The sequence below is a fragment of the Streptomyces mobaraensis NBRC 13819 = DSM 40847 genome, from assembly GCF_017916255.1.
GTDB lineage: Bacteria > Actinomycetota > Actinomycetes > Streptomycetales > Streptomycetaceae > Streptomyces > Streptomyces mobaraensis.
On sequence record NZ_CP072827.1, the window covers coordinates 4,726,899 to 4,752,109 of the forward strand.

Genomic DNA, 25,211 nt, shown 5'->3' on the forward strand with positions numbered 1-25,211 from the left:
TCTGGGGGCTTGGCCCCCAGGAATCGGTGAAGGGGCGGGACTGGGGGCATCCCTCCGCCGGACACCCGGGCGCCGCACGGAAGATGACACCGGCGGCGCCCGCGCGGCGAGCGCAAGCACCGCGCGGGCGCCATCAAGAAGCCGGCGGCACCTGCGGCAAGGAGCTGTGCACCTCGGACAGCGCGGAGTTGAAGCGCGTGAGCAACGTGCAGAACACCGCCCGCTCCTCCTCCGTCCACCCCTCCGTGCACAGCGCCATCAGCTGTCGGCGCGAAGCGCGGACCTCGTCCAGCCGCGCCTTGCCGCGCGGCGAGAGCTGGAGGACGACGGCCCGGCCGTCCTCGGGGTGCGAGGTGCGCTTGACCAGGCCGGTGTCGACGAGGGGCGCCACCTGGCGGGTGACGGTCGACGAGTCGATGCCCATGCCCGCGGCGAGTGCCTTGACGCCCATCGGGCCTTCCTGGTCGAGGCGGTTGAGCAGCAGGTAGGCGGCGCGGTCCATCGAGTTGTGGACCCGGCCGACGCCGCCGAGCCGGGTCTGTTCTGCGCGACGGGCGAAGACGGCAACCTGGTGCTGGAGAGTGTCGAGGACACCTGGTGCGAGGTCGGTCGTCATGTCCGGAGGGGTGGGCATGGCTGGGGACTCACTTCGTGCGGCGGGCTGGAATTGCTCGGGAATGGGGGACAGAGTACGCGGCCGGACGGGCGCGCGTGCCGTTGCCGGGCAAACCGGTCGGTTCGTATGCTCGCGGGATCCCGTTCGTTCGGATGGCGGCCCCACGGCGGGGCCCGGGCTGCGAGACTGGCGGTATGGCTGCACGAGTGGGCGGCGGTGACCGTCCGGCGCGCGTTCCGCCCGGTTCGCCCGGTCCGTCGGCGTCCTCGGTCCCGGCGCCCGGCCGTCCCGGCGGTCCCGGTACGAGCGGAGAGTCCCTTTCGGACTCCTCTCACCCCTCCGATCCCTCCGGCATCTCCGACCTTCCCGTCACGCTGGACGCCATCCGCCAGGCGCAGAAGACGCTGTCCGGCGTCGCCCGGGTCACCGCGCTGGAGGGCAGCCGGCACCTGTCCGGACTGATCGGTTCCCCGGTGCACCTCAAGTGCGAGAACCTCCAGCGGACCGGCTCGTTCAAGGTCCGCGGCGCGTACGTCCGGATCGCCGGCCTCTCGGTGGCGGAGCGCGCGGCCGGTGTGGTCGCGGCGAGCGCGGGCAACCACGCCCAGGGCGTGGCCCTCGCGGCGTCCCTGCTCGGGGTGCGGTCCACGGTGTTCATGCCGGAGGGCGCGCCGCTGCCGAAGGTCGTCGCCACCCGCGAGTACGGAGCCGAAGTGCGGTTGCGCGGACAGGTGGTGGACGACGCGCTGTGCGCCGCCCGCGAGCACGCGCGGCGCACGGGCGCGGTCCTCATCCACCCCTTCGACCACCCGGACGTCATCGCGGGCCAGGGGACCGTGGGGCTGGAGATCCTGGAGCAGTGCCCCGAGGTGCGCACCGTCGTGGTGGGCATGGGCGGCGGCGGGCTCGCGGCCGGGATCGCCGTGGCGCTCAAGGCGTTGCGGCCGGACGTGCGGGTCGTCGGCGTCCAGGCGGCGGACGCGGCGGCCTACCCGCGGTCGCTGGCCGCCGGCCGTCCGGTGGCCGTGGAGGCACCGGCCACGATGGCCGACGGCATCAAGGTCGCGCGGCCCGGCGACGTACCGTTCCGGATCGTCCGGCGGCTGGTGGACGAGGTCCGCACCGTCTCCGAGGACCAGTTGGCGAGCGCGCTGCTGCTCTGCCTGGAGCGGGCGAAGCTGCTGGTGGAGCCGGCCGGGGCGAGTCCGGTGGCCGCGCTGCTGGCCGCTCCGCACGCGTTCGAGGGGCCCGTCGTCGCGGTGCTGTCCGGCGGGAACGTCGATCCCCTGCTGCTCCAGGGCGTCCTGCGGCACGGCATGGCAGCCGCCGGTCGCTACCTCTCGCTGCGGCTGCGGCTCACCGACCGGCCGGGGGCGCTCGCCGCCCTGCTGGAGGTGCTGTGCGCGGCGGACGTCAACATCCTCGACATCGGTCACGTCCGCACCGATCCCCGGCTGCGGCTGACGGAGGCGGAGGTCGAACTGCATCTGGAGACGAAGGGGCACGAGCACTGCGCCGCCGTGCGCACGATGCTGCGGGAGGCGGGCTATCCGGTGCTGTCCTGAGCGGCTCCGGCTGCCCCGCCACACTCGGCGCGCTCGGGAATATCCGGAATTTCCGTTCACAGAGCGAAATGCGACCTGTGACCGTAAAATCCTTTACTACGTCCCTGCGTCCCTCTGTCTCCGGTCCCACATCAACCTCTCAAGACCCATGCGTCCGTATGACGCGACCGATTCGACCGATCTGCTGTATGACGTCACCGATCCGTATGACGCCACCGAACGGGGAGAAGCTCCATGCCGGGAGCGATTCACGCCGAGGGTCTGGTCAAGACGTTCGGCGAGGTAAGGGCTCTGGACGGCGTCGACCTCGACGTCCCGGAGGGGACGGTCCTGGGGCTGCTCGGGCCCAACGGCGCCGGGAAGACCACAGCCGTACGCGTTCTGACGACCCTCGTCCAACCCGACCGCGGCACGGCCTCGGTGGCGGGCGTCGACGTGCTGCGGCGGCCCGACGAGGTCCGCCGCAGCATCGGCCTGTCCGGCCAGTTCGCCGCCGTCGACGAGTACCTGACCGGCCGTGAGAACCTGCGGATGGTCGGCAGGCTCTACCAGTTGAGCGGACGCGAGGCCAAACGCCGGGCCGGCGAACTCCTGGACCGCTTCCACCTCGCCGACGCCGCCGACCGCCCCGCCAAGACGTACTCCGGCGGGATGCGCCGCCGCCTCGACCTGGCGGCGGCCCTGGTCGTCAGGCCGCCCGTGATGTTCATGGACGAACCGACGACCGGCCTCGACCCCCGCAACCGGCAGCAGTTGTGGGAGGTCATCCAGGAACTGGTCGCCGGCGGAACGACGTTGCTGCTCACCACGCAGTACCTGGAGGAGGCCGACCACCTCGCGCACGACATCGCCGTCGTCGACCACGGCCGGGTGATCGCGCGCGGCACGTCCGACCAGCTCAAGGCCCGGACCGGCGGGGAGCGCGTGGAGGTCGTCGTGCACCGGCCCGAGCACATCCCCGTCGCCGACGCCGTCCTGAGGGGCTTCGGCGACGGCGGCTCCGCCGTCGAACCGCACACGCGGCGGATCACGGTCCCGGTCTCCGGCGGCGCCCGGTTACTCGCCGAGATCATCCGCGAACTCGACGCCCGGGACGTCGGCATCGACGACATCGGGCTGCGCCGTCCCACTCTGGACGACGTGTTCATCTCGCTGACCGGACACGCCGCGGAGGGCGCGGGCGAGCCGGACGGGCGGTCGGAACAGCAGCGGGAACGGCAACAAGGGCGTCAACCAGGACGCCGACAGGGGCGCCCACAAGGAGGGGACTCGCCATGACCGCCGTCGATCGCGCCGCGCCCAGGGGGGCGGCGGCCGGGCGGGGCCGCGTCGGCCGGTCCGTCCACGACTCCCTGGTCGTCGCCCAGCGGAACCTCATCCGCATGATCCGCATCCCCGAGGTGGTCGTCTTCGGACTGGTCCAGCCGATCATGTTCGTGGTGCTGTTCAGCTACGTCTTCGGCGGATCGATCGCGGTCGGCGGCAGCACGGAGCCGTCGCTCTACCGCGAGTTCCTCATGGCGGGCATCTTCGCCCAGACGGTCACCTTCGCCACCGCGGGGGCGGGGGCGGGGATCGCCGACGACATGCACAAGGGCCTCATCGACCGCTTCCGTTCCCTGCCGATGGCCCGGGGCGCCGTCCTGACCGGGCGCACGCTCGCGGACCTCGTGCAGACCGCGCTGACGCTGGTGGTGCTGGCGATCGTCGCCGCCATCGTGGGCTGGCGGATCCACGAAGGCGTGCCGAAGGCGCTGGCGGGCTTCGCCCTGCTGCTCCTGCTGGGGTACGCGTTCTCGTGGATCGGCGCGCTGATCGGGCTCTCCGTGCGGACGCCGGAGGCGGCCACCTCGGGCGGGCTCATCTGGCTGTTCCCGCTGACGTTCATCTCGAACGCGTTCGTGCCGGCCGACAACATGCCGACCGTCCTGCGGGTGATCGCCGAGTGGAACCCCTTCAGCGCCACCGTCCAGGCGGCCCGGGAGCTCTTCGGCAACCTGCCGCCCGGCTACCCGGTGCCCGCGGCCTGGCCTATGCAGCACCCGGTGTGGGCGTCGCTGATCTGGTCGGCCCTGATCATCCTGGTGTTCCGGTGGCTGGCGGTACGGAAGTACCGGTCCGCCACTCGGTGAGGGCGGGGGTGCGACCACCGGGTGCGGGACGGGCGTGGTGGGGCCGTCCCGCCGCGGCCTGCCCCGCCCTGCCCGACCCTGCCCAGGCAAAGCTCCGGCCCTGGACCGTCGTGGGCGGTCCGGGGCCGGGAAGCGGGGTACTGCGGCGCGCCTCGTGACGCGCCTCCGGGCGTGCCTGCGCGGCGCGCCTCGAGGGGCTCAGCCCTGGTACGGCGTGGCATCCATGATGCGGACCTTCGCCTTGCGGCCGTTCGGCAGCTCGTACTCGGCGTCCTCGCCGACCTTCTTGCCGTTGACGCCGGTGCCCAGCGGGGACTGGGGGGAGTACGTCTCGATGTCGGAGCTCGCGTACTCGCGGGAGGCGAGCAGGAAGGTCAGGGTGTCGTCCGGGTCGCCGTCGAAGGCGATGGTGACGACCATGCCGGGGGCGACCACGCCGGTGGCGGCCGGGGCCTCGCCGACCTTCGCGTGCTCGAGCAGCTGCGTCAGCTGGCGCACACGGAGCTCCTGCTTGCCCTGCTCCTCCTTGGCCGCGTGGTACCCGCCGTTCTCTCGCAGGTCACCTTCCTCGCGCGCCGCGGCGATCTTGGCCGCGATCTCGGTGCGAGCGGGACCAGACAGGTACTCCAGCTCGGCCTTGAGCTGGTCGTACGCCTCCTGAGTCAGCCAGGTGACGCTGTCGCTGGTCTGGGTCACAGGTGCTCCTCGTCGGTGCTGGGAAAAACTTCGGGGTCACGGATACAAATGAACGCCCTACTCAGAAGGGTGCACCTCCAAAGGCGGGCGAAACCACGAGCCTAACAATTACGTCCGGAATGGGGGAAGAAGTCGCGGGACGAAATCCCGCAAGGATCGCGTCGCCGCTGGTCAGCGAGGTGATCGGCGGACCTTCCCGGCTGCGGCGCCGCTCGCACGTCCGTTCGCCGCTCGACGTTCGACACTCGCCGTTCGCCGTTCGCCGCTCGTCGTTCGCCGTTCGTCTCGGTCGTCGGTCGTCCGCGCCGTCAGCCGCGGTCGGTGGTCCGGCAGCCTTCCAGCTCGGTGATGCGGGCGGGAGCGGTGGTTCGGAGGGTGACGAACTCGGTGAAGTGCGTCTCACGGCGGTCGAGGGAGACGTCCTTGCGGGCGACCTCGGACCCGTCCTCGCCGAGCGAGCGGAGGGTGCACACGCCGCTGTCGTTCTTCTCCTTGCGGACCTCGATGACCGCCTGCACCGACGTGTCGGAGACCTTCTTCGACCGGATGAGCTGGCCGCTGACATCCGATTTGGTGACATAGTGCACACCGGCCCACGCGACGAACGCGAGCAGCACCGCGAACAGCGCCCCACCGACGATCTTCAGCTTGCGGTTCGCGCGCTCGTCCGCCGAGCGGCCGTAACGCCCCTCGGGCAGGGCCTCGCGCTGCGCAGCCATGATCATCGCCTCCCGACGCCGATTTGTGAACGCGGAATGAAACGGCTCCCGCTTCGGTCACTATAGGAGGCGTCTGCCGAGACGAGTGACTGAGGATCGAGCCTTGACTGAGCAGCTGCGAATGATGGCCGTTCACGCCCACCCCGACGATGAGTCGAGCAAGGGCGCGGCCACGATGGCCAAGTACGTGTCCGAGGGGGTGGACGTGCTGGTCGCCACCTGCACGGGTGGGGAGCGCGGTTCCATCCTCAACCCCAAGCTCCAGGGGGACCCCTACATCGAGGAGCACATCCACGAGGTCCGGGCCAAGGAGATGGCCGAGGCCCGGGACATCCTGGGCGTCAAGCAGGAATGGCTGGGCTATGTGGACTCCGGCCTCCCCGAGGGCGACCCGCTGCCCCCGCTGCCCGAAGGCTGCTTCGCGCTCCAGGACGTCGACGAGGCGGCCGGGACGCTGGTCAAGCTGATTCGCGAGTTCAAGCCGCACGTGATCACCACGTACGACGAGAACGGTGGCTACCCGCACCCCGACCACATCATGACCCACAAGATCTCGATGGTGGCCTTCGAGGCGGCCGGCGACCCCTCGCGCTACCCCGAGGCCGGCGAGCCCTGGCAGCCGCTGAAGCTCTACTACAACCAGGGCTTCAACCGGCCGCGCACCCAGGCGCTGCACGACGCGCTGCTGGAGCGCGGCATGGAGTCGCCCTACGGCGAGTGGCTGGAGCGCTGGGATTCGATGGGCCGGGAGCGCAACCTCACGACCTTCGTCCCCTGCGGCGACTTCTTCGAGATCCGTGACAAGGCGCTGATCGCCCACGCCACGCAGATCGACCCGGACGGCGGCTGGTTCAAGGTGCCGCTGGACCTCCAGCGCGAGGTGTGGCCCACCGAGGAGTACGAACTCGCCAAGTCGCTCGTCGGCACGTCCCTCCCCGAGGACGACCTCTTCGCGGGCATCCGCAACAATTGAGTCCATGATGAGCGCGACTGCCTCCTTCGCCGCCACCCACTTGGTGCCGCTCGCCGCCGCCGGGGACGACCTCGACAAGAGCAAGGTCACCCCCGGTGTCCTGGGCTTCATCGTCTTCGCCGTCATCGGTGCCGCCGTGTGGCTGCTGATGAAGAGCATGACGAAGCACATGAAGCGGGTGTCCTTCGAGGAGGCGCCGGAGGGCGCCGCCCCGGCGCCCGCCGCCGTGTCCGCCACCACCAACGCCGCTGACGGCGCGGCACCGGCGGCGGACGGCAAGCCCTCCGCCTGATCCACGGCGGGACCCACTGCGGGTCCACGTCGGGACCGAACCGCGCGGCCGCCCGTCGCGCGGGCCTCCGGACGCTCCGGACCCGCACGGCAGGCCGACGCCGACGCGGTGGCGAACCCTTGCCGCCGCGGCTGCGCGGTCTCGCGGGCAGCACCAGCCCGACGCGCCGTCGCGCCCGCCCGCCGTCAACGCGGGAGCACGGCCATCACCTCCCGTGCCCGCCGTCCCGGCACCATGCCCAGGCGCCACGCCTGCCAGCCGGCCTCCGGCTCCACCCCGCGCTCCAGCACCAGCGCGTATGCCTCCGCGTACTGCTCCAGCGCCGGGTCCACCGCCCAGTCCGCACCCCGCAGCTCGCGCCGCAGGCGGGCCAGGTCCTCGCCGGCCACGGCCGCGCCCACCACCGAGCCACCCGGTGACACGAACGGCAGCAAGGTGCAGCGCAGGAAACGCGCCCAGCTCTCGCCACGCCGGTCGCCGAACCCGGTGAACAGCCGCTCCGCCTCGTCCGTCAGCTCCAGCGCCTGCTCCAGCCTGCCGTTGCCCGCGTCGATCACCGCCAGCTCCAGGCATGACCACGCCTCGCCGTGCGCCACCCCTACCCGCTGGAAGTCCAGCCGGGCGTCCTGGAGCAACTGCCGGGCGAACCCGCTGTTCCGCAGGCTCCCCGTCTGGGCCGCCCGCTGGTCGCGGGTGACCCGCGCCGAGTGGTGGCGGGCACAGGCCAGCCCGTAGACGTCACGCATCCGGTTGAACATCGTCCGGGCCCGCTCCAGCTCCCGCAGCGCGGCCGGCAGATCGCCCAGTTCCTCCAGGGCCTGGCCCAGATAGAACAGGGTCCACGCCTCACCCCGCGCGTCCTCGTGCTCCCGGTGCCGGGAGACGGCCTGCCGGAGACCCTCCACGGCCGCCGCCGCGTCCCCGGCTATCAGCCGGCCGCGCGCCAGCTGGGTCAGGGCCCAGGCCGCGCCCCGCCCGTCCTGCGTCCGCCCGTACAGCTCCAGCGCCTGGCGCAGCTCGGCCTCCGCCGGCTCGGGGCGGCCCATGCGCAGCCGTACCTGGCCCAGCTGGAAGTGCGCCCACGCCTGGCCGTGCAGGCTCTCGCTCTCCCGGTGCAGCTCCAGCGCGACGGCCAGCAGGTCCAGAGCCTCCGCCAGCCGGCCGCGGTCGCGCTCCACCGCGGCCAGCGCGTGCATCGTCCACGCCCGGTCACCGCTCAGCTCGGGGGCCGCCTGCAGCTCCAGCGCCTCTCGCAGCTTCGCCGCGGCCTCCTTGAGGTTCCCCTGGTGCTGGAGGGTGATGCCCAGGTCGCGCAGGGCCCGTGCCGCGCCGGCGTGGTGCTGGGCGTCGAGGTACAGGTCCACCACCGATGTCAGCGTCGTCCGCGAGGTGTCCAACTCGCCGAGCTGCCGGGCCGCCACACCCGTGCGCCACTGCACGGAGCGGGTCAGCAGCTCCCGGTCCGTGGCCTGAGTCAGCTCGCTCAGCTCACCGAGCCGGTAGAGGTCCCCGCGGAGCAGGCAGTAGTCGCACAGGGCGCCCAGCAGGTGCAGCACCGCCGACTGGTCGACACCCTCCGCGTGCCGGAGCGCGGCCGTGATGAAGCTCGACTCGTCGTCCAGCCAGCGCAGGGCCGCGTCCAGCGACGGGAAGCCGTGGCCTCCGGCCGCGCCTTCGGAGAACATGTCCGCGCGGGTCGACGTCTTGCCGTCCACCATGCGGATGACCGTGTCGGCGAGCTCCGCGTAACTGCGGATCAGCCGCTCCTGGGCCGCTCCCCGCTCCCCGGGGTCCTCTTCCTCGTGCAGCCGGGCGTGCGCGAAGTCCCGCACCAGATCGTGCATCCGGTAGCGCCCGGGGCGCACCGGCTCGATCAGCCCGGCCCGCGCCAGCTCCGTCAGCCGTTGCGTCGCCTCCTGGCCGTCGGCCGCTATCAGGGCCGCCGCGGCGGCCGCGCCCAGTGACGCCCGCCCGGCCAGCGCGAGCCGCCGCAACAGCCGCCGGGCGTCCTCCGCCTGGTCCATGTAGCGCAGCCACAGGGCCCGTTCCACCGGGCCGTCCTGGCCCGCGGCCTCCAGCTCCACGGCCAGCGCGCGCGGCGTCCGCGAGCCCAGCGAGGACCCGGCCACCCGCAAGGCCAGCGGCAGTCCGCCGCACAACTCCCTTACCCGCGTGAGCGACTGCGCGTCGTAGAGCTCGTCCGACCGCCCCGCGCCGTCCTCCCGCTCCTCGTCCGGCCCGGCGACCGAGCGCAGCAGTTCCTCCGCGCCCGCCTCGTCCAGCGGGCCGACCTCCAGCCGGTGCACCCACGCCTCCAGCTCCGGTGGCAGCTCCAGCGGCTCACGGGAGGTGACCAGCACCAGGCTCTCCGACCGGTCGGGCACCAGGGCGCGCACCTGCTCCGCGTCCGACGCGTCGTCCAGCACGATCGTCACCGGCAGCCGGGCGAGGTGCTTGTGGTACACCTCGGACAGCCGTCTGAGGTGCTGCTCGCGCGAGGAGCGCTCCCGGAAGAGCAACTGGTCGCGAGGTGCGCCGAGTCGGTTGAGCAGGTGCAGCAGCGCGTCGCGGGTCGACAGCGGCGGCTCCTCCTGGCTCTCGCCCCGCAGATCCACCAGGCAGGCGCCCCGGAACTGATCCCGCAGCTGGTGCGCCGCGCGCAGCGCCAGCGCGGACCGGCCGACGCCCGGCGGGCCGTGCAACACCACGACCGTCGGCCGCGTCTCCGTACTCGCCCGGGCCTGGCGCACCCACTGGGCGATCCGCTCCACCTGTGCCTTCCGCCCGGCGAACACGCCGTCGCCCTGCGGAAGATCGTCGAAGGAACGGGCGAGGAGACTGCGCTGCCGGGCGAACGCGCTGCGATCGCCACCGCGCAGCTGCGGCCCTCGGGACGCACCACCCGCCGCCGGCTTGCCCACCACCGGGCCTTTGCCGTTGTGCGCTCCTTGAAGCATCCGCTGCCGATCGAGGAACGGCCGTATCCCCCGCACCTCCACCGCCGTCCGCCACTGCAGCCTCAGCTGCTGGGCTCCGCCCGGCTGTCCGCGCAACCCGGCCCGCCGGTGACGGGCCGGCCAGTGCCCGGCCGTCAGTTTCGCGAGCGTCGCCACCGCTCCCGCGAGCGCCACCGCGACCGCCGTGCTGACAGCGGTGCCCGTGGACGTCCCGTACCCCAGATCGGCCCCGAGGGCCGTCACCGCCGTCACGGCCGTCACCAGCATGGGCGTACCGAGCGCGCCTCCCGACAAACGCGCGGACAACGGCCCTACGGCCGCCTCCTCCTCGTCCAGCGCCCGGACGTACGCCGCGTACTCCTCGGCCGCGGCCCCGGCCAGCGCGTCCAACTCTTCCCGCGCCCGCCGCAGCAACACGTCACCATCGACACGCCCACCCGACCGCCGCACCTCCTCCCCGACCGCCTGCTCCAGCAGGCCCTCGACTTCCGCGCGGTGATCCTGCCGCAGCGCGGGCAGCGAGCTCTGCATCTGCCGTCCCCCTTCGACCAGCGAACGCTCAAGGCGTCCCAGTCTTCCGCGTCGACGAGGATTCCGGCAGACCTGTGGATAACCCCCTGTGGAAAACCCGGCCGAACGGTCTCAGGGAAAGGGCCGGGACGTATCGGGGTGCTGTCAGGGGGAAGCCGGGGGAGAGTCGGGGTGCCGAATGAGACGGCCGGGGCTCCCGTTGGGGAAGGATGGAGGCATGCCGAACCGCCTGGCGCACGAGACGTCCCCTTACCTCCTCCAGCACGCCGACAACCCGGTCGACTGGTGGCCCTGGTCACCCGAGGCCTTCGCGGAAGCCCGGCGTCGGGACGTCCCCGTGCTGCTGAGCGTCGGCTATTCCAGTTGCCACTGGTGCCATGTGATGGCCGGCGAGAGTTTCGAGGACGAGGAGACCGCCGCTTACCTCAACGAGCACTTCGTCTCCGTCAAGGTCGACCGCGAGGAGCGGCCCGACATCGACGCCGTCTATATGGAAGCGGTGCAGGCGGCCACCGGGCAGGGCGGCTGGCCCATGACCGTCTTTCTGACGCCCGACGCCGAACCGTTCTACTTCGGCACCTACTTTCCGCCCGCTCCCCGGCACGGGATGCCCTCCTTCCGGCAGGTGCTGGAGGGAGTGGCGGCCGCGTGGCGGGACCGGCGGGAGGAGGTGGGCGAGGTGGCCGGGAGGATCGTCCAGGATCTCGCGCGGCGGCCCCTCACCGCCGCCGTCGGCGGGCAGCCGCCCGCCGCCGACGAGCTGCACATGGCGCTGATGGCGTTGACCCGTGAGTTCGACGCGGTGCGCGGCGGGTTCGGCGGGGCGCCGAAGTTCCCGCCGTCCATGGTGCTGGAGTTCCTGCTCCGCCACCACGTCCGTACGGGATCCGCCGCCGCTCTCGACATGGTGACGGCCACCTGCGAGGCCATGGCCCGCGGAGGGATCCACGACCAGCTCGGCGGTGGCTTCGCCCGGTACTCCGTGGACAACGGGTGGGTCGTGCCGCACTTCGAGAAGATGCTGTACGACAACGCGCTGCTGTGCCGCGTCTACGCGCACCTGTGGCGGGCCACCGGTTCCGGCCTCGCCCGGCGGGTGGCGCTGGACACCGCCGACTTCCTGGTCCGCGAGATGCGCACCGACCAGGGCGGTTTCGCCTCCGCCCTGGACGCGGACAGCGACGACGGGCAGGGCCGGCACCGCGAGGGCGCCTACTACGTGTGGACCCCCGAGCAGTTCCGGGAGGTGCTCGGCGAGGCGGATGCCGAGCTGGCCGCCGACTACTTCGGCGTCACCGAGGAGGGGACCTTCGAGGAGGGGGCCTCGGTCCTCCAACTGCCGGACAGCGAGCGGCTGGTGGACGCGGAGCGGATCGCGTCGGTCCGGGAGCGGCTGCTGGCCGCCCGCGCCCGGCGGCCCCGGCCGGGGCGGGACGACAAGGTCGTGGCGGGGTGGAACGGCCTGGCCATCGCGGCACTGGCCGAGACCGGCGCCTACTTCGACCGCCCCGACCTGGTCCAGGCCGCGACCGACGCCGCCGACCTGCTCGTCCGCACCCACATGGACTGGAACGCGCGCCTCTTCCGCACCTCCCTGGACGGCGTCGCCGGCGGTCACGCGGGCGTGCTGGAGGACTACGCGGACGTGGCCGAGGGCTTCCTCGCCCTGTCCGCCGTCACCGGCGAGGGCGTGTGGGTGGACTTCGCGGGACTGCTGCTGGACACCGTCCTGATCCGGTTCCGCGACGAGGAGGGCGCCCTTTTCGACACGGCGGACGACGCCGAGACGCTCATCCGCCGCCCGCAGGACCCGACGGACAACGCCACCCCGTCGGGCTGGAGCGCGGCCGCCGGTGCCCTGCTGACGTACGCGGCGCTCACGGGGAGCGCGCCGCACCGGGAGGCGGCCGAACGGGCGCTCGGTGTGGTGCGGGCCCTCGGGCCCAAGGCGCCGCGCTTCATCGGCTGGGGCCTGGCGGTGGCCGAGGCGCTGCTCGACGGGCCCTACGAGGTCGCCGTCGTCGGGCCGCACGACGACCCGGCCACCCGGGAGTTGCACCGCACCGCCCTGCTCTCCCAGCGGCCCGGGCTCGCCGTCGCCCTGGGGGAGCCGGCCTCCGCCACGGCCGCCGAAGTACCGCTGCTGGCGGACCGGCCGCTGCTGGCCGGCCGCCCGGCCGCGTATGTGTGCCGCGGCTTCACCTGCGACGCACCGACCTCCGACCCCGAGGAACTGGCCGCGAAACTGCGGGGGAGGTGAATCCGCCCCGGTGGGCCGGGGCGGGGCTCAGAGGGTGAGGCCCCGCTCCAGTACGTCCAGCGCACGCTGCAGGTAGTCGAGCGGATCGCCGGCCTGGCCCTCGTCCACCCACACCATCACGGCCTCCTGCATGGCGGTCAGCACCGCGGTCGTCACGACGCGCAGTTCGAGATCGTCCGCCGGGCGGCCGGTGCGCTCGGCCAGGACGGAGCGCAGGAGGCGCGCCGACTCGACCATGCCCTCACCGGCGCGGGCCCGCAGGCTGGGGACGTCCCGGATCAGCCGGTTGCGCATCCGCATCTCGGGGCTGGCGGTGCCGAGGACGTCCCGCAGGCTCACCAGGACGGTGTTGCGGATGGCCTGTAGTGGAGGCTCGTCGGCCGGCCGGGCCCGGAGCGCCGCCTGCAGGACAGGGTCGTACTCGTCCGTGAGGACGATGTCCTCCTTGGTCGGGAAGTACCGGAAGACGGTGCTGGGCGAGACGTCGGCGGCCTCCGCGATCTGGTCGACCGGCGTCGCGTCGTACCCCTGCTCCTCGAAGAGCCGGTAGGCGGCGGCGCGGATCGCCTGGCGGGTCTGGATCTTCTTCCGTTCGCGCAGCCCGAGCCGGGGGCCCGGCTGGGCAGCGGGGGAGGTTTGTGCGGAGGCCATGACCGTCATTGTCGGGCATGCGATGTTTCCGCGGCCACAGCGGTGGACGGCGTGACCACCCGTGCGCGAGTGCCGGGCAGGAAGGCGGCGACCAGGAGGGCCGCCGCGAAGGCGATGCCGCAGCAGGCCAGCAGGGCCAAGTCCATGCCGTGCAGGTAGGCGGCGTCCGCCGAGCGGGTCAGGGCGGCGTCGCCGAGCCCGGCCGCCACCCGGTGGGCCCCCATGACCGACTCCTCGGCCGCCTCCGCGGCGGCGGCCGGCACCCGCGGCGTCTCCAGGTGCGCGCGGTACGCGGCGGTGAGCATGCTGCCGAGGATCGCGACGCCGGTCGCCCCCGCGACCTGACGCAGGGTCATGAGCAGCCCGGAACCGACCCCCACCCGGTCGCGGGGCAGCGCGCCCAGGGCGCTGTCCATGGCGGGGATCAGCGCGATTCCGACGCCGGTACCGGCCAGGACGAGCCAGGTCGCGGTGAACGCGTAGCCGTCGCCGACGGAGGTCCGGCTGCCGAGCAGCGCGCCGAGACCGAGCAGGACGAGCCCGGCGGGGATGACGACGCGTACTCCCGCGCGGCGGGTCAGCGGCGGAGCGAGCCGGGAGGCGATCAGCATGCCGACCGGCATGGGGATCATGCGCAGACCGGTGCCGAAGGCATCGTTGCCGCGCACGGTCTGGAGGTAGGAGGGCAGGAAGAACAGCAGGCCGGTGAAGACGAACATCGCCAGGGCGGCGGCGATGGTGTTCCACAGGAAGCCGCGGTGCCGGAGCAGCGGCAGGTCGAGCATCGGCCGTGTCTGTCGGCGTGACCGCAGGGTCAGCAGGGTGAGCAGGACGACGGCGGCGGTGAGCGTGCCGAGGACGGCCGGGGAGGTCCAGCCGCGGTCGGGCCCCTCGGTGACGCCGTAGACGAGAGCCCCGAGGCCGCCGACGGTGAGCAGGGTGGCGAGCGCGTCGACGGCGGGGGCCGCCGGGTCCTTCAGCTCCGGGAGCAGGAAGCGGCAGGCGACGACGGCCACGCCGACGAGCGGCACGTTGACCAGGAAGACCGAGCCCCACCAGAAGTGGTCGAGCAGCAGTCCGCCGATGATCGGTCCCAGCGGCAGGCCGAGCGCGGAGGCGCCGGATACCGCCCCGATGGCCTTGCCGCGCTCGTCGGGTGTGAAGAGGGCGGGGAGCACGGACATCGCGAGCGGCATGACGAAGGCCGCGCCGACTCCCATGACCGCGCGGGCGGCGATGGCGGTGCCCGCGTCCTGGGCGAAGGTGCCGACGAGCGAGCCGGCGAGGAAGACGGCGAGGCCGGCGACGAGCGTGCGGCGGCGGCCGAAGCGGTCGCCCAGCAGGCCCGCGGGGAGCATCAGCGCCGCGAAGACGACGAGGTACGAGTCGGCTATCCACTGCAGAGTGCCCGCGTCGGCGTCGAGTTCGGTGGCCATGGTCGGCAGGGCGACGTTCAGGATCGTGCCGTCGAATCCCAGGACGAGCATGCAGGCGACGATCGCGGCCAGGGCCCACCAGCGGCGGGGGTCGGGGTGGGGGCCCGCGCCGGGCGGGGACAGGGTGGGCGTGGTCGTCACGGCACTCCTCGGGCAGAGATGACTGTTCAGTGCTTTTGATAGTAGCTCTCAAAAGATTGGGACAGTCAATTCTTGACGCCCTCCTTGCCGTCCTCTGACGCGGCGCTGATTGTCAGTGGGGTGTGTCACGCTGTGTACAGGGAAGGGGAGCGGTCGGTAAGAGACCGAACGGGAGGGGTGATCCCTGATGGGTGCCGTGATGAACGCCGGCGCCGTGCTGATCGCGGCGCTGAGCGTGGGTGCGTACCTGGTCGCCGGTGAGGCGGCGGTGGTGGCCGTGGTGCTGGCCGGCGTCACGGGTCTGGCGTGGCGAGTGGCCGTGACCTCGCGGCCGCGGCCGGCGCGGGCGACGCGCCGGGAACGCAACGCGCCCCGGCCGCTGCCCGACGGCCGGTGGGACGGGCCGTCGGGCGGGCGGAGCGGGGCGCGAATAGCGGAGGCGGGCGGGTCAGGCGTGCGAATAGGCCACCAAAGAGATGCCGACGTAGTGCACGACGAACGCCGCCAGCGTCAGTGAGTGGAAGACCTCGTGGAAGCCGAACCAACGAGGTGACGGATTCGGGCGCTTGATGCCGTAGATGACACCGCCCGCGCTGTAGAGGAGGCCGCCGACGATCACCAGCACGAGCACGGCGATGCCGCCCTTGCGCAGGAAGTCCGGCAGGAAGAAGACGGCCGCCCAGCCCATCGCGATGTAGCAGGGGGTGTAGAGCCAGCGCGGCGCGCCGACCCAGAAGACCCGGAAGGCGATGCCGGCCGCGGCCGCGGCCCAGACCGCCCAGAGCAGCAACTGGCCGCGGCCGCCCGGGATGAGGAGCATGGTCAGCGGCGTGTAGGTGCCGGCGATGATCAGGAAGATGTTGGCGTGGTCGAGGCGGCGGAGCACGGCCGTGACCCGTGGGCTCCAGTCGCCGCGGTGGTAGAGGGCGCTGATGCCGAACAGCAGGCAGGCGCTGAGGACGTAGACGGCGCAGGCGATCCGGCCGCGGGTGCTGTCCGCGAGCGCGGTCAGGAAGACGCCGGCGATCAGGACGGCGGGGAACATCCCCGCGTGCAGCCAGCCGCGAAGCCGCGGCTTGACGACTGCCGACAGGGGTTCGGGGCAAGAGGTGGAAGGCGCGGTGGTCGCGGCACCGGCGGGAGTTGCGGGCGCGACGGGCGCCGCGTCGGACGCGGGTGTCATGGCGCAATGCTACCTACGCAACCGTAGGTTACGGAGCGGTATCACGTGGCGATGGTCACGGGAGTGCCCCCTGGACAGAACCGAAACGGAGTCGGATGATCAAATGAGTGCGGGCGGCACCGGATGAGCGGTCACGAAGCGTCTGGGTCGCAGCCCCCAAGGGGCGAATGTGCAGAAACGGACCAACTGCCGGGTCAGGCAAGCGGATGGTCCGTTCCACCCTCAACATGCGACGCCGGGCCCCTCCTGGGTTCCCGGCGGGACGGAGCGATCGTGGCGCGCGCAAATGCGGCTCCCACCACCCCCACCAACCACCAGGAACTGATCTCCTGGGTCGATGAGATCGCCGCCCTCACCCAGCCGGACCGGGTCGTCTGGTGCGACGGCTCCGAGGCCGAGTACGAGCGCCTGTGCGAGGAGCTCGTCGCCAAGGGCACCTTCCGGAAGCTCGACCCGGTCAAGCGCCCCAACTCGTACTACGCCGCCTCCGACCCCACGGACGTGGCGCGCGTCGAGGACCGTACGTTCATCTGCTCCGCCAAGGAGGAGGACGCCGGTCCGACCAACCACTGGAAGGACCCCGCCGAGATGCGGGAGATCTTCCAGGGCGAGCAGGGTGTCTTCCGCGGCTCGATGCGCGGTCGCACCATGTACGTCGTGCCCTTCTGCATGGGCCCGCTCGGCTCGCCGCTCTCCGCGATCGGCGTCGAGATCACGGACTCCGCGTACGTCGCCGTCTCCATGCGCACCATGACCCGCATGGGACAGCCCGTCCTCGACGAGCTGGGCAGCGACGGCTTCTTCGTCAAGGCCGTCCACACCCTCGGCGCCCCGCTGGCCGAGGGCGAGACCGACGTCCCCTGGCCGTGCAACTCCACCAAGTACATCTCGCACTTCCCCGAGGACCGCGAGATCTGGTCCTACGGCTCCGGCTACGGCGGCAACGCCCTGCTGGGCAAGAAGTGCTACGCCCTGCGCATCGCCTCCGTCATGGCCCGTGACGAGGGCTGGCTCGCCGAGCACATGCTCATCCTCAAGCTCACCCCGCCGCAGGGCGAGGCCAAGTACGTCGCCGCCGCCTTCCCGTCCGCCTGCGGCAAGACCAACCTCGCCATGCTGGAGCCCACCGTCTCCGGCTGGACGGTGGAGACCATCGGCGACGACATCGCCTGGATGCGCTTCGGCGAGGACGGCCGGCTCTACGCGATCAACCCCGAGGCGGGCTTCTTCGGCGTCGCCCCCGGCACCGGTGAGCACACCAACGCCAACGCCATGAAGACCCTCTGGGGCAACGCGGTCTTCACCAACGTCGCCCTGACCGACGACAACGACGTGTGGTGGGAGGGCATGACCGAGGAGCCGCCCGCCCACCTCACCGACTGGAAGGGCAACGACTGGACGCCGGAGTCCGGCACCCCGGCCGCCCACCCCAACGCCCGCTTCACCGTCCCCGCCTCCCAGTGCCCGATCATCGCGCCCGAGTGGGAGGACCCCAAGGGCGTGCCGATCTCGGCCATCCTCTTCGGCGGCCGCCGGGCGTCGGCGGTGCCGCTGGTCACCGAGTCCTTCAGCTGGCAGCACGGCGTCTTCATCGGCGCCAACGTCGCCTCCGAGAAGACCGCCGCCGCCGAGGGCAAGGTCGGCGAACTGCGCCGCGACCCCTTCGCCATGCTGCCGTTCTGCGGCTACAACATGGGCGACTACATGGGCCACTGGATCAAGGTCGGCCAGGCCGCCGCCGAGCGGGGCGACGAGGCGAAGCTGCCCAAGATCTACTACGTCAACTGGTTCCGCAAGGACGCGGACGGCCGCTTCGTGTGGCCGGGCTTCGGCGAGAACGGCCGGGTGCTCAAGTGGATCGTCGAGCGCCTGGAGGGCAAGGCGGACGGCGTCGAGACGCCGATCGGCGTCCTGCCGACGCGTGAGGCGCTGGACACCGACGGCCTGGACATCGCCGACGCCGACCTCGACCTGCTGCTCTCGGTCGACAAGGAGGTCTGGCGCGAGGAGGCCGCGCTGGTGCCGGAGCACCTCAACACCTTCGGCGAGCACACGCCGAAGGAGCTGTGGGACGAGTACCGGGCGCTGGTGAAGCGCCTGGGCTGAGGTGACGGGGCGTGGACCGGGAGGTTGTCCGGTCCCGCCCTGCCGTGTTTTCCGGGCCGGAAAGGGGGCGGGCCGGAAGCGGATCGGAAGTCGGTCGGGCCGGAAGTGGTCGGGCCGGAGCGGATCGGATCGGGAGCCGGTCGGGCTGGAAGTGGTCGGACCTGAAGCGGATCGGATCGGGAGTCGGTCGGACCGGACGCTTCCGGCTCGGTCGCGTCCGGCTCAGTCGTCGTCGGTGATCCCCAGTGCCGCCGCGTGCGCCCGCAGCCGTCCCTCGGCCAGGGCCGCCCCGGCGGCGTCGCCGCGCGAGCCGGCGACCACCAGGGCCTGGCCGGCCAGCATGTGCGCTCGCTGATGCAGCGCGTGCACGCGGGCCGGGCCGCCGTCGGCCACCGTGGGCACCGCCCGCAGCGGAGCGTGGCCGCCGCGCAGCCGCTCGACGCGGGCGGCCAGCCGCCGGGCCGCGTCGTCCAGCTCGGCGGACGGGGTCAGGGCCCGCAGCTCGTCGGTCACCGTGAGCAGCGCGGTCAGGTGTCCCGCGAGCCGGATGTCGAGCTCCTGACCCCGCGAGCGGCGCGGCCCGTGGCCGCCGCGCACGGGTTCGGCCATGGTGTGGACCGACTTGGTGCGGATCGGTTCGTACATGGATGGCCTCCTGTCCTGCTAAGAAGGCCATCCTAACTTAGATTCTGTCTAAAGTTGTGTTCTGTACGGAGACGGGATTCCCGGGCGGGCGGGCAAGGCGTCGGGGAGCGGGGGAGGCGTCAGGGCTGGCTGTACCCGTCGAGGAAGGTGCCGATCCGGGTGACCGCGTCCGCCATGTCCTTGGCGTTCGGCAGGGTGACCAGGCGGAAGTGGTCCGGCTCCGGCCAGTTGAAGCCCGTGCCGTGCACCACCATGATCTTCTCGGCGCGCAGCAGGTCGAGCACCATCTGCCGGTCGTCCTTGATCTTGTAGACCTTGGGGTCGAGCCGTGGGAACGCGTACAGCGCACCCTTCGGCTTCACGCACGTCACGCCGGGGATTCGCGTCAGCAGCTCATGTGCCACGTCGCGCTGCTCCAGCAGCCGGCCGCCCGGCAGGACCAGCTCGTTGATCGACTGCCGGCCGCCGAGGGCGGTCGCCACCGCGTGCTGTGCGGGCATGTTGGCGCACAGCCGCATGTTGGCCAGGATCGTCAGACCCTCGATATAGCTGTCCGCGTGCGCCTTCGGGCCGCACACCGCCATCCAGCCGCTGCGGTAACCGGCGACCCGGTACGCCTTGGACAGCCCGTTGAAGGTGAGGGTCAGCAGGTCGGGGGCGATGGCGGCGGTCGGGGTGTGGGTGACGCCGTCGTAGAGGATCTTGTCGTAGATCTCGTCGGAGCAGACGATCAGGTTGTGCCGGCGGGCGATCTCCGTCAGGCCGCGCAGCATCTCGTCGTCGTAGACGGCACCCGTGGGGTTGTTGGGATTGATGATGACGAGCGCCTTGGTGCGGTCGGTGACCTTGCGCTCGATGTCGGCCAGGTCCGGCATCCAGTCCGACTGCTCGTCGCAGCGGTAGTGCACCGCCGTACCGCCCGCCAGCGAGACCGACGCCGTCCACAGCGGGTAGTCCGGCGCCGGGACGAGTACCTCGTCGCCGTCGTCGAGCAGCGCCTGCATCGACATCTGGATCAGCTCCGAGACGCCGTTGCCCAGGTACACGTCCTCGACGGACAGCTCGATGCCCTTGGTCTCGTAGTGCTGCACCACCGCGCGCCGGGCCGAGAGCAGACCCTTGGCGTCGCCGTAGCCGTGCGCGTCGCCGACGTTGCGCAGCATGTCCTCCAGGATCTCCGGAGGGCACTCGAAGCCGAAGATCGCCGGGTTGCCGGTGTTGAGCTTGAGGATGCGATGGCCCGCCGCCTCCAGCCGCATCGCCTCCTCCAGCACCGGACCACGGATCTCGTAGCAGACATTGGCGAGTTTCGTTGACTGGATCACCTGCATGACGGCCACCATACGGGGGCGCGCGACGCCGTGCGCCGGCTTTCCGGGCGCGTCAGGCGCGTGCGATCGGCGCTGTTCAGGGCGGTTCAGGGCGCCGGGGCACGCCGGACGGCGCGGCCCGCCAGAACGTCCGTCCGGCGTCCGTCTTCCATCACAAAGCGTCCGGCAATCAGGACATAAGGAATGCCGGTCGGAAGGCGCCGAGGATCTTCGAAAGTGGCGCCGGCGGCGACTGTCTCCGGATCGAAGAGCACCAGATCGGCGCGGCGCCCGACCCGGACGAGACCTCGGTCGGACAGCCCGAGACGGGCCGCGGGACGGGACGTGAGATGCGCCACGCACTTCTCCAGGGAGAGGATCCCCAGCTCGCGGACGTAGCGCCCGAGGTAGTGCGGGAACGTGCCGTACGCCCGTGGATGCGGCTTGGCGCCGTGCAGGATGCCGTCGCTCCCGCCGGTGTGCGCCGGGTGGCGCATGATCGCCCGGACGTTCTCCTCATGCCCGACGTGCAGCAGGACCGTCGTCCCGAGCCGGTCCTCCACCAGCAGCCGGCGCGCCGTCTCCCAGGGCTCCTCGCCACGCTCCCGGGCCAGCCCGGCGATCGTCCTGCCCGCGTACCCGGGCGCCCGACGCGCGTCCGCGACCCCCGACACCTCGACCGCCGCCCAGTCGACCGGCAGGCCGTGGCACCCGTCCGAACCTGCCACCTCCAGGTCGTGCCGGATCCGGGCGGCCGTCGCGTCGTCGCACAGCCGGGCCAGTACCGCGTCGGGTCCCCCTTCGGCCGTCCAGCTCGGGAGCAGCGATACGAGCGTGGTGCAGCCGGGGGTGTAGGGATAACTGTCGAGCGTGAGATCCACGCCCTCGGCGCGCGTGGCGTCGAGCAGGCGCAGCAGTTCCGGTGCGCGCCCCTCGTTTCCCGCGAAGTTCAGGACCGTGTGCGCGAGATGCAGCGCGCAGCCGGCGTCCCGCGCCACCTCGATCATCTCCGCGTACGCCCGCAGGGCGTGCGCGCCGTACGAACGGTGGTGCGGGCAGAAGTACCCGCCGTATCGCGCGACCACCCGGCACAGTTCGGTCAGCTCGGCGTCGTCCGCGTACATGCCCGGCGGGTAGGTGAGACCCGCCGACAGACCCACGGCACCCTGCTCCAGCCCCTCCGCAACCAGCCGCCGCATCCGTCCCAGCTCGGCGTCCGTGGCGGAACGGTTCTCCCAGCCGACCTCCAGCATCCGGACCGTCCCGTGTGGCACGAGGTACGCGGCGTCGACCGCGATGCCCTCGCCGCCGAAGCCGTGGTCGAGCCGGTCCAGGTACTCGCCCGTCGTGCGCCAGGTGAAGTCGACATCCCGGCCGTCACCGTTCCAGCCGGTGATCTGCGCCCGCACCCCGGCGAGCGTCCGGTCGTCCACGGGCGCGTACGACAGCCCGTCCTGCCCGAGCACCTCCAGCGTCACGCCCTGCGCGACCTTGGCCTCGTGCCCGGGATCGCGCAGCAGGGCCAGGTCGCTGTGCGCGTGCATGTCGACGAAGCCGGGGGAGAGGGCGAGGCCGTGCGCGTCGACGGTCCGCCGCCCGGTCGGGCGGCTCCCCGTGCCCTCGCGGACGATCACGGCGATCCGGCCGCCGTCCACACCGACGTCGGCGCGGAAGGACGGACCGCCGCCACCGTCGACGAGCCGGACGTCCCGGAAGACCGTGTCCATGGCAACCGCCTTTCGCCGGCGCCGGACCGGCGGGGGCCGTGCGTCGGCGCCGGACCGGCAGGGACGGTGATCGGGGCCGGACCGGCGAGGAGCCTGGACCGGCGTCCGACCGGCGGGCACTGCGGACCGGCGTCGGACTGCCACGGCCCGCCGCCCGCCCCTGGAGGCGTCCGGCGCTCCTCCGGCACGGCTCACCCGGACGATACGTCCGCGAGTCCGCTTCCGACAGACCCCGACGGCGGCTGCGGCCGAGGTCGGTGAGGCTCCTGCGGCTTCCGTGAGTCCCGAGACTCCCGATGCTCAACTAGCGGGGAGCGAGGGCCCGTCGGACGTCAGAAGAACGTCCGCACGTACTCCGTCACCGTCCCGCCCGCGTCCACCACCGGGATCATCGGCCACTTGTCGAACGCCGTGCAGGGGTGCGAGATGCCCAGACCCACCCAGTCGCCCACCTCCAGCGGGTCGTCATCGGGCAGGGTGACGAAGGCGTGCTGGTCGGCGAGGCCCGTGACCGTCATGCGGTCGGCCGGGCGCTCGGCACCGTCGCGGCCGGAACGGACCACCTGCGCCTCGGGGAAACCGAGGTCGTACGGGGCGTCCCGCTTGCCCGCGTTGAGGTAGGCGCGGCCCGGTTCCGGGCGGGAGACACACTGGGTCCAGAGCCGGAAGGCCGGCCGCAGGGCGCCCTCGGCGGGGTGGCGTGCGAAGGGGGTCTTGCGGCGGTACTGCCCGTCGTCATGCGTGACGTACGCGCCGGAGCGCAGCAGCTTGAGCACCGGCGCGGACAGCTCCGGAAGCTCTCCGAAGACCTCGGCCACCGCGTCGAACCACGAGCTGCCGCCCGCGCTGACCACGATCTCCTCGACGCCCGCGAACCGCCCGGCCGCGTCGAACTCCACGGCCAGCGACGTCAGATCGCGCACCCAGGCGCGGATCCGCGCCTCGTCGGCGTCCGGGATCTCCGCCTCGTACCCGGCGACACCCACCAGCCGCAACGTTTCCGCACCCGCCACCGCGTCCGCGACGAGCCCGGCGTCCGCCGCCGTCCGCACGCCCGTCCGGCCGCCCGTGGCGCCGAGTTCGACGACGACGTCCAGCGGCCGGCCGGCTCCGGCGCCGCGCAGGGCCGCGTCCATCAGCTCGACGCCGCGTACGGAGTCCACATAGACGACGACGCGGAAGTCGGGGTCGGCGGCCAGCTCGCCGGCCAGCCAGCGCAGCGCGGCGGCGTCCACCACCTGGTTGGCGAGGAAGATCCGCCGCACCCCGAAGGCCCGGTAGACGCGTACCTGGCCGGGCATGGCGGCGGTGATCCCCCAGGCCCCGTGGGCCAGCTGCCGGGCGAACAGGCTCGGGGCCATCGACGTCTTGCCGTGCGGCGCGAAGGCGAGGCCGTGCCCCGCGGACCAGCGCTCCATCAGCGCGAGGTTGTGGTCCAGCGCCTCGGCCGACAGGGTCAGTACCGGCGTCGTGAAGCCACCGGTGAACAAGGAGCGCCGCTGGGCCGTGAGGGCGCCGACGGTCAGGCCCTCCGCGTCCGGGGGCAGCCCCTTGAAACGGTGGTCCACCGGCTCGTCGGCGAGCCGGGCCAGGGCGTCGTCGGCGACGGCCATCGAGCCTCCTCGTTCTGCGGGTCCGATGCGGCATCCACCGTGCGCACCGCTCGCGGCTGTCTAACATCCGACGGAACGCCTGGTCAACGACGGTCACCGGGATCTCGCGGAGTGAGAGTGCGCAGCGGACGGAGCACACCGGGCGGGCGGCCCGCCGTGGCCCGCCCGCCCGTGCCCCGTCTCCGGCGGTCTCCTACCGCTTCGCGCAGTACTGCTGCTCCTTGCCGATCGACCGATACATGCAGTCCGCGTTCTCCAGCAACTGGAGTACCGCGTCCCGGTTGCGTGCCGTCTCCCGGTCGATCACCGAGGCCGGCGGGTAGAAGCCGCCGCCGCCCGCGCCCGTGGGGTACATCTCGAAGGTGTAGGCGAAGATCTTCTGCGCGCCCCACAGCCAGTCGTCGATGGTGCCGTCGGTGATGTAGAGGTCGCTCGACTGCTCGGCGGTGTAGCCGTTGCTGTCCGCCATCGCCTTGCCCACCTTGGCGAACGCGTCGTGGTCGTCCTGCGTCATGCCGGACGCGGTGTCGTCGTACGTCCAGCCGAACGGCCACATCACCAGTTCGCTGTAGGTGTGGAAGTCGATCGCGGCCGTGATGCGCTGCTTCCCGCCGACGACCCGGCCGCGGACGAAGTCGGCGACGACCTTGACCTCGGGCGCCGACTCCGCGGCCCGGCCGCGGTAGGTCTCCGACCCGGTGCTGCCGGAGGAGCCGCCGCAGCAGCCCCACTTGTAACCCCAGTTGCGGTTGAGGTCGGTGCCGACGTTCGAGGAACCGGAGTTGGGCTGCCGGTTCTTGCGCCAGTTGCGGTACGTGCCGGTGGCGATGTCGTATTCGCCCCCGTCGGGGTTGACATCGGGGACGATCCAGATCACCCGCTCGTCGACCATCTTGGTGACCCGGGGATCGGTGCCGTAGCCGTTGCCGAACTCCTTCAGCAGGTACAGGGCCATCTCGACGGTCAGGTGCTCGCGCGCGTGCTGGTGGTGGGTGAAGAGGACCTCCGGCTTGGCGTCGTCGGGCTTCGCCCCGGAGCTGATCCGGACGGCGACGATGTCGCGGCCCTCATGGCTCTTGCCGATGACCCGCTTGCTCATGATCGCGGGGTGGGCGGCGACGTCCGCGTCGATCTCCGTCGTCGCCTCGCGGTAGTTGTGGTACTTGGCGTCGCGGGACGGGAAGTCGTGCGGGACGGGCCGTTCGCCCGCGGAGCGGTCCGGTGGGCCGGGCAGTTCGGTCACGCGGTGGCCCAGCCGGCGGACCCGCTCGGCCTGGGCCGCGTTCGCCGTGATGACCACGGTGTTCCCGTGGACGGCGTCGACGGAAGCGCCGGTCGCGGCGACCGCGGTGCGCTGGGCGGCGGTGCGCGGGCCCGTCACCTCGTAGGAGTGGGTCGCCGCGGCCGCGGAGTGCGGTGCGGATTCCCCCGCGGGAGAGACCGCGGGAGAGACCGCTGAGGAGACGGCGGACGAGACGGCGGGTGAGGCCAGGGCGAGGGAGGCGAGAGAGAAGGCGGTGACGAGGGCGGCTGCCCGGCCGCCGGATGAACGCGGTCGCATGACGGCCTCCTGGAGGCTCCGGTGTGTGCGACGGGTGGGGGGTTGGGCGAGGCCAGTGTCAAGAGAATGACATGCGCAGGTCAAGGACTGCGGTGCG

The 25,211-nt window shown here is 72.2% G+C and carries 19 protein-coding genes; 7 read left to right on the forward strand and 12 right to left on the reverse strand.

Annotated features, from left to right (window positions below):
• Window positions 1-133: 133 nt before the first annotated feature.
• Window positions 134-634 carry a MarR family winged helix-turn-helix transcriptional regulator gene (locus J7W19_RS20460; RefSeq protein WP_004949133.1) on the reverse strand — a complete coding sequence of 167 codons (501 nt, stop codon included), beginning with the start codon at window positions 632-634 and terminating at the stop codon, window positions 134-136.
• Window positions 635-810: 176 nt separating this feature from the next.
• On the opposite strand from J7W19_RS20460, the gene ilvA reads away from it, so the two are divergent.
• From ilvA to J7W19_RS20475, 3 genes are all read left to right on the forward strand, one after another.
• Window positions 811-2,181: a threonine ammonia-lyase gene (gene ilvA / locus J7W19_RS20465; RefSeq protein ID WP_078588133.1), complete on the forward strand. Its 1,371-nt coding sequence runs from the start codon at window positions 811-813 to the stop codon at window positions 2,179-2,181.
• A gap of 234 nt (window positions 2,182-2,415) precedes the next feature.
• Entirely contained in the window at window positions 2,416-3,459 is a 1,044-nt protein-coding gene (locus tag J7W19_RS20470) for an ATP-binding cassette domain-containing protein (RefSeq protein WP_152262228.1), read from the forward strand.
• Window positions 3,456-4,313: an ABC transporter permease gene (locus tag J7W19_RS20475; protein WP_004947988.1), complete on the forward strand. Its 858-nt coding sequence runs from the start codon at window positions 3,456-3,458 to the stop codon at window positions 4,311-4,313. The genes J7W19_RS20470 and J7W19_RS20475 overlap by 4 nt, the downstream gene beginning before the upstream one ends.
• A gap of 198 nt (window positions 4,314-4,511) precedes the next feature.
• Here the strand turns inward: J7W19_RS20475 and greA are convergent, their stop codons facing one another.
• The gene (greA, locus tag J7W19_RS20480; RefSeq protein ID WP_004947986.1) at window positions 4,512-5,009 is read right to left on the reverse strand and encodes a transcription elongation factor GreA; all 498 of its coding nucleotides are present in this window, start codon (window positions 5,007-5,009) and stop codon (window positions 4,512-4,514) included.
• Window positions 5,010-5,317: 308 nt separating this feature from the next.
• Window positions 5,318-5,728: a DUF4307 domain-containing protein gene (locus J7W19_RS20485; RefSeq protein WP_040890749.1), complete on the reverse strand. Its 411-nt coding sequence runs from the start codon at window positions 5,726-5,728 to the stop codon at window positions 5,318-5,320.
• A gap of 103 nt (window positions 5,729-5,831) precedes the next feature.
• On the opposite strand from J7W19_RS20485, the gene mca reads away from it, so the two are divergent.
• Window positions 5,832-6,701 (forward strand): mycothiol conjugate amidase Mca, encoded by an 870-nt coding sequence (mca, locus tag J7W19_RS20490; RefSeq protein WP_004947982.1) that lies wholly within the window; start codon window positions 5,832-5,834, stop codon window positions 6,699-6,701.
• A gap of 7 nt (window positions 6,702-6,708) precedes the next feature.
• Window positions 6,709-6,993, forward strand: a complete 285-nt coding sequence (locus J7W19_RS20495) for an RAMP4 family protein (protein ID WP_004947980.1) — start codon at window positions 6,709-6,711, stop codon at window positions 6,991-6,993.
• Between the two features lie 185 nt (window positions 6,994-7,178).
• Here J7W19_RS20495 and J7W19_RS20500 read toward each other — a convergent pair whose 3' ends face one another.
• On the reverse strand, window positions 7,179-10,481 hold the full coding sequence (locus tag J7W19_RS20500) for a tetratricopeptide repeat protein (RefSeq protein ID WP_004947976.1): 3,303 nt from the start codon (window positions 10,479-10,481) through the stop codon (window positions 7,179-7,181).
• 217 nt (window positions 10,482-10,698) lie between these two features.
• Between J7W19_RS20500 and J7W19_RS20505 the strand changes: the two genes are divergently transcribed.
• Window positions 10,699-12,741 carry a thioredoxin domain-containing protein gene (locus tag J7W19_RS20505; protein ID WP_004947974.1) on the forward strand — a complete coding sequence of 681 codons (2,043 nt, stop codon included), beginning with the start codon at window positions 10,699-10,701 and terminating at the stop codon, window positions 12,739-12,741.
• 27 nt (window positions 12,742-12,768) lie between these two features.
• Here J7W19_RS20505 and J7W19_RS20510 read toward each other — a convergent pair whose 3' ends face one another.
• From J7W19_RS20510 to trhA, 3 genes are all read right to left on the reverse strand, one after another.
• On the reverse strand, window positions 12,769-13,401 hold the full coding sequence (locus tag J7W19_RS20510) for a TetR/AcrR family transcriptional regulator (RefSeq protein ID WP_004947972.1): 633 nt from the start codon (window positions 13,399-13,401) through the stop codon (window positions 12,769-12,771).
• Window positions 13,398-14,969 carry an MFS transporter gene (locus J7W19_RS20515; RefSeq protein ID WP_004947969.1) on the reverse strand — a complete coding sequence of 524 codons (1,572 nt, stop codon included), beginning with the start codon at window positions 14,967-14,969 and terminating at the stop codon, window positions 13,398-13,400. Before J7W19_RS20515 ends, J7W19_RS20510 begins: the two co-directional genes overlap by 4 nt.
• 448 nt (window positions 14,970-15,417) lie before the next feature.
• Entirely contained in the window at window positions 15,418-16,152 is a 735-nt protein-coding gene (trhA, locus tag J7W19_RS20520; protein ID WP_078588102.1) for a PAQR family membrane homeostasis protein TrhA, read from the reverse strand.
• A 273-nt stretch (window positions 16,153-16,425) separates the two neighbouring features.
• Here trhA and J7W19_RS20525 point away from each other — a divergent pair, with 273 nt between their 5' ends.
• Window positions 16,426-18,258, forward strand: coding sequence for a phosphoenolpyruvate carboxykinase (GTP) (locus J7W19_RS20525; RefSeq protein ID WP_004947965.1), 1,833 nt, complete (start codon window positions 16,426-16,428; stop codon window positions 18,256-18,258).
• Window positions 18,259-18,480: 222 nt separating this feature from the next.
• Here J7W19_RS20525 and J7W19_RS20530 read toward each other — a convergent pair whose 3' ends face one another.
• The 5 genes from J7W19_RS20530 to J7W19_RS20550 all read right to left on the reverse strand — a co-directional run bounded on the left by J7W19_RS20530 (window position 18,481) and on the right by J7W19_RS20550 (window position 25,114).
• Window positions 18,481-18,903 carry an SCO4983 family protein gene (locus J7W19_RS20530; protein ID WP_004947964.1) on the reverse strand — a complete coding sequence of 141 codons (423 nt, stop codon included), beginning with the start codon at window positions 18,901-18,903 and terminating at the stop codon, window positions 18,481-18,483.
• A 119-nt stretch (window positions 18,904-19,022) separates the two neighbouring features.
• Entirely contained in the window at window positions 19,023-20,234 is a 1,212-nt protein-coding gene (locus tag J7W19_RS20535) for a pyridoxal phosphate-dependent aminotransferase (RefSeq protein ID WP_004947961.1), read from the reverse strand.
• A gap of 86 nt (window positions 20,235-20,320) precedes the next feature.
• The gene (locus J7W19_RS20540; RefSeq protein ID WP_004947958.1) at window positions 20,321-21,940 is read right to left on the reverse strand and encodes an N-acyl-D-amino-acid deacylase family protein; all 1,620 of its coding nucleotides are present in this window, start codon (window positions 21,938-21,940) and stop codon (window positions 20,321-20,323) included.
• 332 nt (window positions 21,941-22,272) lie between these two features.
• Window positions 22,273-23,553, reverse strand: a complete 1,281-nt coding sequence (locus J7W19_RS20545; protein WP_004947955.1) for an amino acid deaminase — start codon at window positions 23,551-23,553, stop codon at window positions 22,273-22,275.
• A gap of 193 nt (window positions 23,554-23,746) precedes the next feature.
• Window positions 23,747-25,114, reverse strand: coding sequence for a M14 family metallopeptidase (locus J7W19_RS20550; RefSeq protein WP_004947951.1), 1,368 nt, complete (start codon window positions 25,112-25,114; stop codon window positions 23,747-23,749).
• Window positions 25,115-25,211: the final 97 nt, after the last annotated feature.

Bases quoted from the DNA above. Each gene is read 5' to 3' on its own strand.
- J7W19_RS20460 (WP_004949133.1), bottom strand. From the start codon at position 634: ATGCCCACCCCTCCGGACATGACGACCGACCTCGCACCAGGTGTCCTC.
- ilvA (WP_078588133.1), top strand. From the start codon at position 811: ATGGCTGCACGAGTGGGCGGCGGTGACCGTCCGGCGCGCGTTCCGCCC.
- J7W19_RS20470 (WP_152262228.1), top strand. From the start codon at position 2,416: ATGCCGGGAGCGATTCACGCCGAGGGTCTGGTCAAGACGTTCGGCGAG.
- J7W19_RS20475 (WP_004947988.1), top strand. From the start codon at position 3,456: ATGACCGCCGTCGATCGCGCCGCGCCCAGGGGGGCGGCGGCCGGGCGG.
- J7W19_RS20485 (WP_040890749.1), bottom strand. From the start codon at position 5,728: ATGGCTGCGCAGCGCGAGGCCCTGCCCGAGGGGCGTTACGGCCGCTCG.
- J7W19_RS20495 (WP_004947980.1), top strand. From the start codon at position 6,709: ATGAGCGCGACTGCCTCCTTCGCCGCCACCCACTTGGTGCCGCTCGCC.
- J7W19_RS20500 (WP_004947976.1), bottom strand. From the start codon at position 10,481: ATGCAGAGCTCGCTGCCCGCGCTGCGGCAGGATCACCGCGCGGAAGTC.
- J7W19_RS20505 (WP_004947974.1), top strand. From the start codon at position 10,699: ATGCCGAACCGCCTGGCGCACGAGACGTCCCCTTACCTCCTCCAGCAC.
- J7W19_RS20510 (WP_004947972.1), bottom strand. From the start codon at position 13,401: ATGACGGTCATGGCCTCCGCACAAACCTCCCCCGCTGCCCAGCCGGGC.
- trhA (WP_078588102.1), bottom strand. From the start codon at position 16,152: ATGACACCCGCGTCCGACGCGGCGCCCGTCGCGCCCGCAACTCCCGCC.
- J7W19_RS20530 (WP_004947964.1), bottom strand. From the start codon at position 18,903: ATGTACGAACCGATCCGCACCAAGTCGGTCCACACCATGGCCGAACCC.
- J7W19_RS20535 (WP_004947961.1), bottom strand. From the start codon at position 20,234: ATGCAGGTGATCCAGTCAACGAAACTCGCCAATGTCTGCTACGAGATC.
- J7W19_RS20540 (WP_004947958.1), bottom strand. From the start codon at position 21,940: ATGGACACGGTCTTCCGGGACGTCCGGCTCGTCGACGGTGGCGGCGGT.
- J7W19_RS20545 (WP_004947955.1), bottom strand. From the start codon at position 23,553: ATGGCCGTCGCCGACGACGCCCTGGCCCGGCTCGCCGACGAGCCGGTG.
- J7W19_RS20550 (WP_004947951.1), bottom strand. From the start codon at position 25,114: ATGCGACCGCGTTCATCCGGCGGCCGGGCAGCCGCCCTCGTCACCGCC.